Here is a 7,761-nt window from a genome sequence, read left to right as displayed (position 1 = left end):
GCGGTGCTGGACGCGGGCGGTCCGGTCCAGTTCACCGGTTACACCGAGGTCTCCCGGGAGTCGGCGGTCCGGGCGCTGCTCGGCGCCGCCGGTCCGGTTGAGGTGGCCGGCGAGGGGGAGACCGTCGAGCTGGTGCTCGACGCGACCCCGTTCTACGCCGAGGGCGGTGGTCAGCAGCCCGACCTCGGGGTCATCACGGTCGGCGGTGGCCAGCTCGAGGTGCTCGACGTGCAGCAGCCGATCCCCGGGCTGATCGTGCACCGGGCCCGGGTGGTCCGGGGTGAGGTCCGCCGGGGCGAGGCCGGGCTGGCCGAGATCGACGTGACCCGGCGGCGGGCGATCTCCCGGTCGCACACCGCCACCCACCTGGTGCACCAGACGATGCGGAACTTCCTCGGTGAGTCGGCCACCCAGGCGGGCTCGCTGAACGCCCCGGGCCGGCTGCGGTTCGACTTCCACACCCCGACCGGCGTGGCGCCCAGCGTGCTGGCCGACGTCGAGCAGCAGATCAACGAGGTGCTCCTCGCCGACCTGGAGGTCCGGGCCTTCATCACCTCGCAGGAGGAGGCGCGCCGGCTCGGCGCGATGGCGCTGTTCGGCGAGAAGTACGGCGACGAGGTGCGGGTCGTCGAGGTCGGCGACTACGCCCGGGAGCTCTGCGGCGGTACCCACGTCGCCCGTTCGGCGCAGCTCGGTCTGGTGAAGATCCTCTCCGAGTCGTCGGTCGGGTCCGGGGTCCGCCGGGTCGAGGCGCTGGTCGGGCTCGACGCCTTCCGGTTCCTGGCCAAGGAGCACCTGCTGGTCTCCCGGCTGGCCGAGCTCTACCGGGTCCCCGGCGACCAGGTGGCGGACCGGGTGGAGCAGACCGTCGCCCAGCTGCGGGAGGCGGAGCGGGAGCTGGAGAAGCTTCGCGCCCAGTTGGTCCTCAGCGGGGCGGCGACGCTGGCCCAGCAGGCCCGGGACGTCCGGGGAATCGCCTACGTCGGCACGGAGGCGCCGGAGGGTGCGACCGGCAACGACGTCCGCACCCTCGCCCAGGAGATCCGGGGCAAGATCGACCCGGCGCGTCCGGCGGTGGTGGCGGTGGCAGCCCGGTCCGGCGGCAAGGCCTCCCTCGTGATCGCGGTGAACGGCGCCGCCAAGCAACGGGGTGCCTCGGCGGCCACCCTGGTCAAGGAGGCGCTCTCCGGTCGGGGCGGTGGCAACGCCGACCTGGCCCAGGGCGGTGGCCTGCCCGCCAGTGAGGCGCCCGCGCTCCTCGCCGCCGTCGAGAAGGCGCTGGCCGAACTCTGATGTGCGACGCCGAGGGCGAGGACTGGCCGTCGGGGCGCCGGCGCGCCCCGGCCGCGGATGCCCGGGGCCGGGCCGTTGTGGTTGAATCTCCCGCCACGACGGCCCGCCCGCGGCGCGGAGCCGGACTGCTGGCGGACGGGCCATGCGGAGGATCCAGATGACCGAGCGTCGCCGTGGGGTGCGGCTCGGCGTGGACGTCGGCCAGGCACGGGTGGGGATCGCGGTCTCGGACCCGGACGGCATCCTGGCCACCCCGCTGGTCACCCTGGCCCGGGACCTCACGACCGACCCCGAGAAGACACCGGCCGACATCGCGGAGATTGCCCGGCTCGTCGAACGTCATGAGGTGGCCACGGTGGTGGTCGGTCTGCCGGTGACCCTGGCCGGCGGGTACGGTCCCGCCGCGGCGCACGCGCAGGCGTACGCGCGGCGGCTGGCCGACGCGGTCGCCCCGGTTCCGGTCGAACTGGTGGATGAGAGGATGTCCACGGTTGTGGCTTCTCGTAGGCTGACCGAGCGGGGCGTCCGCGGACGACGCAAACGGGCGGTGGTCGATCAGGCGGCCGCGGTGGAGATTCTGCAGAGCTGGCTAGACAGGCAGCGGAGGCGGACAGAATGATCGACGATTTCGCGTTCGACGAGACCATGGAGAAGGGACGGCACCGGCGCAGCGCCCAGCGCAAGCGGAACAGGAAGCGCAAGGGGGGCCGGTCGCGGACGGTGGCCGCGCTCCTGATGACGTTCGTCCTGCTCGGCGTGCTCGGCGGCGTTGGTTGGTACGGCTTCGACCGGGTCCAGGGCTACTTCATCACCCCCGACTACGACGGTAACGGCACGGGCGAGGTGCAGGTCCAGGTCGAGGCCGGGCAGACCCTCGCCGACATCGCGAACACCCTGGTCGAGGCCGGTGTCATCAAGAGCACGAAGGCGTTCATCGAGGCGGCCGAGGAGAACTCCCGCAGTCAGAACATCCAGCCGGGCCTCTACAAGGTCCGCAAGCAGATGAGCGCCGCGGCGGCGCTGGCCCTCCTGCTCGATCCCAAGAGCAAGGTGACGAACCTGTTCACCATCCCGGAGGGGACCACCGCGAAGCGGATCTTCAGGCTTCTCTCCGAACGTACCAAGATCCCGGTCAAGGAGTTCGAGAAGGCGGCGAAGGACCCGGAGGAGCTCGGGGTACCGGACTGGTGGTTCAACCGTAAGGACAATCAGAAGGTCACCAAGTCGATCGAGGGATTCCTCTTCCCTTTCCCTGACAGCTACGAACTGCTGCCGAACGCCACGGCTGAGGAGATCCTCAAGCAGATGGTGCAGCGCTTCCTGGAGGTCACCGAGGAAATCGACTTCGTCAAGACGGTCGAGACCAAGCGCGGCGGCATCAGCCCGTACGAGGCGCTGATCGTGGCCTCGCTGGCCCAGGCGGAGGCGGGCAACAAGGACGACCTCGGCAAGATCGCCCGGGTGGCGTACAACCGGGCGTACGGCAACATGCTGTACTGCGAGAACGGCAACGGGCTGATGAACTGCCTGGAGTTCGACGTTGGGGTCAACTACTACTGGGAGCTGACCGGCAAGAAGACCAAGGCGTCGAAGGACATGACCCACGCCGACCTCTTCGACAAGAACAACCCGTACCGGATGCACGGCAAGGCCGGGCTCACCCCGACCCCGATCAACAACCCGGGCAAGGACGCGCTGAAGGGCGCGATGGACCCGCCGCCGGGGAAGTGGCTCTTCTTTGTGGCGGTCGACAAGGAGGGCCACTCGGAGTTCGCTGAGACGAACGAGGAGCACGAGCGGAACATCCAGAAGGCCCGAGAGAACGGCGTGCTCTGAGGTGGTGCGGGAACGTCGGGCGGCGGTGCTGGGAAAGCCGATCGCGCACTCGCTCTCCCCGGTGATCCACAACGCGGGCTACGCCGCCGCCGGGCTCACGGGATGGTCGTACACGGCGATCGAGTGCGCCGAGGCCGAGCTGGCGGACCGGGTGGCCGGTCTCGGCCCGGAGTGGGCCGGGCTGTCGTTGACCATGCCGTTGAAGGAGGCGGCGCTCGCGGTGGCCGGCGAGGTCTCGCCGGTCGCCGCCGCCGTCGGCGCGGCCAACACGCTGGTCCGGCGTCCCGACGGTTCCTGGGCCGCCGACAATACCGACGTGCCGGGGATGGTGGACGTGCTGACCGGCGCCGGCGTGCCGGAGGGGGCCGAGTTCGTGCTGCTCGGTGCGGGCGGCACCGCCCGGGCCGCGATCGCCGCCGCCGTCCGGCTGCGGGCCGGCCGGGTCACCTGTCGGGTACGCCGACGTGCCGCCGGGGAGGAGCTGGCCCGGTTGGCCGCCACGCTCGGGCTGCGGTGCGAGGTCGAGGACTGGAACGATCCGGCCGACCCCGGTCGGGCGGACGTGTTGATCTCGACGGTGCCGAAGGGCGCGGCCGACGTCTTCGGTCCGGCTGCCCGGTCCTGGCGACCCGAGATGGTGGTCTTCGACGTCGTCTACGACCCGTGGCCGACCCCGCTCGCGGCGGGCGCGGCCGCCGCGGGCTGCCGGGTCGTCTCCGGCCTCGACCTGCTGCTGGCCCAGGCGGTCGGCCAGTTCGAGCAGTTCACCGGCGTCACCGCCCCGGTGTCCGCGATGCGGTCGGCACTGGCTGCGGCACGGGCGGGCCGGTAGGGTCAACGGCCCGCGCCGCGCCACGGGTGAGGGTGAGCACCGCGACCGCCGACAGCGCGGTGGCGCCGAGCATGACGACCGCCATCGGCAGCGCGCTGTGGTCCGGTCCGATCGCGGCCAGCGGGGCGATCGCGGAGGCGATGGCCTGCTGCAGGGCGCCGAGCAGTGCGGCGGCGGTGCCGGCGCGCCGGGGGTGACGGTCCAGGGCCAGGGCGAGCCCGTTGGGCAGCGTCATGCCGATGCTGGAGACGAAGACGAAGAGGGCGATCGTGACGGCGGGCAGGCTGCCGGCGGCCGAGCCGGCGAGCAGGCCGGTGGCGGCGAGCAGGCCGACGAACAGGCCGACGGTGAGCAGCCGGCGGGTGGTGAACCGGTCGAGCAGCCGGGCGTTGAGCTGACCGAGCGCGGTCATCCCGGCCGCGTTGAGGCCGAAGATCAGGCTGAACCAGCCGGCGGAGACGGCGAAGACGTCCTGCAGGACGAAGGACGACCCGGAGATGTACGCGAACAGGGCGGTGAAGGCGAGGCCCTGGGTGACGACGTACCCGAGGTAGATCCGGTCGGTGAGGAGCCCTGCCATCGCCCGGACGGCGGCGCCCGGTCCGTCGGCGACGCGGCGTCCTGCGGGCAGGGTTTCGGGGAGCCCCCACGCCACCGCCGCGAGGAGGAGCACGCCGATGGCGGTCAGGGTGACGAAGACGATCCGCCAGGAGCCGAAGCGCAGCACGAGCGTGCCGAGGGCCGGCGCGGCGATCGGGGCGACCCCGAAGATCAGGATCAACCGGGAGAAGTAGCGGGCCGCGGCTGCTCCCGAATAGAGATCCCGGACGATGGCGCGGGCGACGACGACGCCCATCCCGCTGGCGACACCCTGGGCCAGCCGCAGCGCCGCGAGCGCGCCGGCCGAGGGCGCGAGGGCGCAGAGCAGGCTGCCCGCGGTGTACGCGGCGACGCCGACCAGCACCGGGCGGCGGCGGCCCCACCGATCGCTGAGCGGTCCGGTGACCAGTTGGCCGAGGGCGAGGCCGAACAGGAACGTGGTGAGGGAGAGCTGCACCTCGGCCGGGGTCGCGTCGAGCGCGCCGGTCATCGCGGGGAACGCCGGCAGGTACATGTCCAGGGACAGGGGGCCGACCGCGGTGAGCGTGCCGAGCAGGACCAGGAGTCCGGCGCGAGCGGCGCGCGTGGCCGGCGCCGCGGGGTGTGGGGCGTTCACAACCTCCCCCTAAGCTGAATCGACGACGACTATTGGCTCTGTTTGCAGAGATGTTGCGGTGTGAAGTAGACGATGTTGGGACGAGGAACGCAAGCCGACCGCGTCGCCGGACGGCGGGACGGGCTCGCGGGCACGGCGCCGCCCGCCGGACCCGGTGACGTGGCGTGGCCGGACGGCAAACGGGCACCCGGCGAACGGCCGGGGCGGACCGGCGGAGGAACGGAGATGACCGAGGACGCCACCCTCGCGGCGGTGGCGGCGCTCGGCACCGCCCTCGCCGACCTGTACCGGGTGCTGCGCCGGTCGACGACCCGGCGACTGGGCCGCCCCCCGCTGCCGGACGCCCAGGTGGAGGTGCTGCGCCTGGTCGAGCGCTGCCCCGGTATCAGCGTCAAGGAGGCGGCCGAGCGGCTGGGCAGCGCGGCCAACACGGTCAGCACCCTGGTCGGCGACCTGGCCGACGCCGGCCTGCTCGAGCGGAGCCGGGATCCGCGCAACCGGCGGATGGTCCGACTCCGGCTCACCCCGGCGGCGTACGACCGGATCGCCAAGGTCACCGCGGACCGGCGTGACCTGCTGCTCGCGGCGCTCGACCGGCTCGACGAACCCGCCCGGCAGGACCTCCTGCGGGCCGGTCCGCACCTGCGACGGCTGGTCGATCTCGTCGTCGAGCGCGAACGCGGTGAGGTGGCGCGGTCCGCAGAGCGGGACGGTACCGGCGGTGCCGAGGACCAACTCCCGGTCGTGCCAGACTTGACCGGCGGCCGGCCGGTCCGGCCCCGACGAGGAGAGGGTTAGGTTGGTGTTGCGCTGGTTGACCGCAGGAGAGTCCCATGGTCCAGCCCTCGTCGCGATCCTGGAGGGCGTACCCGCCGGGATCGAGTTGACCAGCGACGAGATCGCCCGGCAGCTGGCCCGGCGCCGGCTCGGCTACGGGCGCGGGGCCCGGATGTCCTTCGAACAGGACGAGGTGGAGGTCATCGGCGGCCTCCGCCACGGGGTCACCCTGGGCAGCCCGGTGGCGATCCGCGTCGGCAACTCCGAGTGGCCCAAGTGGCGGACGGTGATGGCCGCCGACCCGGTCGACCCGGAGGTGCTGGTTGGGCAGGCCCGCAACGCCCCACTGACCCGCCCCCGGCCCGGCCACGCCGACCTCGCCGGCATGCAGAAGTACGGCTACACCGACGCCCGGCCGATCCTGGAGCGGGCCAGCGCGCGGGAGACCGCCGCCCGGGTCGCGGTCGGGACCGTCGCCCGGGCGCTGCTCCGGCAGGCGTTCGGCATCGAGATCGTCTCGCACGTCGTCGAACTCGGCTCGGTGGCCGCCAAGCCCGGCCTGCGACCGCGCCCGGAGGACGCGGAGCGGATCGACGCCGACCCGCTGCGCTGCCTCGACCCGGAGGCGAGCGCCCGGATGGTCGCCGAGGTGGACGCGGCCAAGTCCGACGCCGACACGCTCGGTGGCATCGTCGAGGTCCTGGCGTACGGGGTGCCGCCGGGCCTGGGCAGCCACGTCCAGTGGGACCGCAAGCTCGACGCCCGGCTCGCCGCCGCGCTGATGTCGATCCAGGCGATCAAGGGTGTGGAGATCGGTGACGCCTGGCAGCAGGCCCGGTCCCGGGGCTCGGCCGCGCACGACGAGATCGTCCCGACCGCGACCGGAGTACGCCGGGTGACCGACCGGGCCGGCGGCCTGGAGGGCGGGATCACTACCGGCGAGCCGCTCCGGGTCCGGGCGGCGATGAAGCCGATCTCCTCGCTGAACCGCGCGCTCTCCACGGTGGACGTGGCGACCGGCGAGCCGGCGACCGCGATCAACCAGCGCTCCGACGTCTGCGCGGTACCGGCCGCCGCCGTGGTCGCGGAGACGATGGTGGGGTTGGTGCTGGCCGAGGCGGCGCTGGAGAAGTTCGGCGGCGACTCGGTCGCCGAGATCCGCCGCAACGTCGCCGGCTACCTCGACAACCTGGTGATCCGCTGATGGCCCCGGTCTGCGTTCTGGTGGGTCCCCCCGGAGCGGGCAAGACCAGCACCGGGTTGGCGGTCGCCAAGGAGCTCGGCGTCGACTTCCGGGACACAGACAGCGACATCGAGGCGACGGTCGGGAAGAGTATCCCCGAGATCTTCGTCGACGACGGTGAGGAGCACTTCCGGGCTCTCGAGCGCGCGGCGGTGGCGACGGCGCTGGGATCGTTCGACGGGGTGCTCGCGCTCGGCGGCGGTGCGATCCTGGCCGAGGAGACCCGTGCCGCGTTGGCCGGGCACCGCGTGATCTACCTGTCGGTGGAGCTTCCCGACGCGGTCCGCCGGGTCGGCCTCGGCACCGGCCGGCCGCTGCTGGCGCTCAATCCCCGGGCCACCCTGAAGCACCTGCTCGACCAGCGCCGCCCGCTCTACGCCGAGGTGGCCACCTGGACGGTGGTCACCGACGGCCGGACCCCGGAGCAGGTCGCCGAGGAGATCGTGGCCCGGTTGCGCGGCTCCGGCGCCTCCGCCGAGTGACGGCGAGTTCCGGAGAGTACGGCGACCGAGCAGGCCCCGGTCTCGTTCGTCGACACCGTTCCGGGTGGACAGCGGTGCACGC

Annotated in this window: 7 protein-coding genes and 1 pseudogene; 7 read left to right on the top strand and 1 reads right to left on the bottom strand. The window is 72.8% G+C overall.

What is annotated here, in order from left to right; genetic code table 11:
- The 4 genes from EF879_RS25310 to EF879_RS25295 form a co-directional block, all read left to right on the top strand.
- On the top strand, positions 1-1,293 hold a 1,293-nt coding region (locus EF879_RS25310; RefSeq protein WP_233604742.1), incomplete at its 5' end, for a DHHA1 domain-containing protein.
- A gap of 157 nt (positions 1,294-1,450) precedes the next feature.
- The gene (ruvX, locus tag EF879_RS25305) at positions 1,451-1,912 is read left to right on the top strand and encodes a Holliday junction resolvase RuvX (RefSeq protein ID WP_123562908.1); all 462 of its coding nucleotides are present in this window, start codon (positions 1,451-1,453) and stop codon (positions 1,910-1,912) included.
- On the top strand, positions 1,909-3,129 hold the full coding sequence (gene mltG / locus EF879_RS25300; RefSeq protein WP_123562884.1) for an endolytic transglycosylase MltG: 1,221 nt from the start codon (positions 1,909-1,911) through the stop codon (positions 3,127-3,129). The genes ruvX and mltG overlap by 4 nt, the downstream gene beginning before the upstream one ends.
- Before the next feature lies 1 nt (position 3,130).
- Positions 3,131-3,961: a shikimate dehydrogenase gene (locus EF879_RS25295; RefSeq protein WP_123562882.1), complete on the top strand. Its 831-nt coding sequence runs from the start codon at positions 3,131-3,133 to the stop codon at positions 3,959-3,961.
- 22 nt (positions 3,962-3,983) lie between these two features.
- Here the strand turns inward: EF879_RS25295 and EF879_RS25290 are convergent.
- A pseudogene (locus tag EF879_RS25290) lies at positions 3,984-5,177 on the bottom strand (multidrug effflux MFS transporter); the annotation flags it as partial.
- Between the two features lie 225 nt (positions 5,178-5,402).
- Here EF879_RS25290 and EF879_RS25285 point away from each other — a divergent pair.
- Genes EF879_RS25285 through EF879_RS25275 form a run of 3 tightly spaced genes read left to right on the top strand, consistent with a single transcriptional unit; the run spans position 5,403 to position 7,679 of the window.
- Positions 5,403-5,975: a MarR family winged helix-turn-helix transcriptional regulator gene (locus EF879_RS25285; RefSeq protein WP_123562878.1), complete on the top strand. Its 573-nt coding sequence runs from the start codon at positions 5,403-5,405 to the stop codon at positions 5,973-5,975.
- A 4-nt stretch (positions 5,976-5,979) separates the two neighbouring features.
- Positions 5,980-7,158: a chorismate synthase gene (aroC, locus tag EF879_RS25280; RefSeq protein ID WP_123562906.1), complete on the top strand. Its 1,179-nt coding sequence runs from the start codon at positions 5,980-5,982 to the stop codon at positions 7,156-7,158.
- Complete coding sequence (locus tag EF879_RS25275) at positions 7,158-7,679, top strand: shikimate kinase (protein ID WP_123562876.1); 522 nt, start codon at positions 7,158-7,160, stop codon at positions 7,677-7,679. Before aroC ends, EF879_RS25275 begins: the two co-directional genes overlap by 1 nt.
- The last annotated feature ends 82 nt before the right edge of the window (positions 7,680-7,761 follow it).

Source organism: Micromonospora sp. HM5-17 (assembly GCF_003762835.1).
Lineage (GTDB): Bacteria > Actinomycetota > Actinomycetes > Mycobacteriales > Micromonosporaceae > Plantactinospora.
This window is presented reverse-complemented; position numbering and strand designations above follow the sequence as displayed.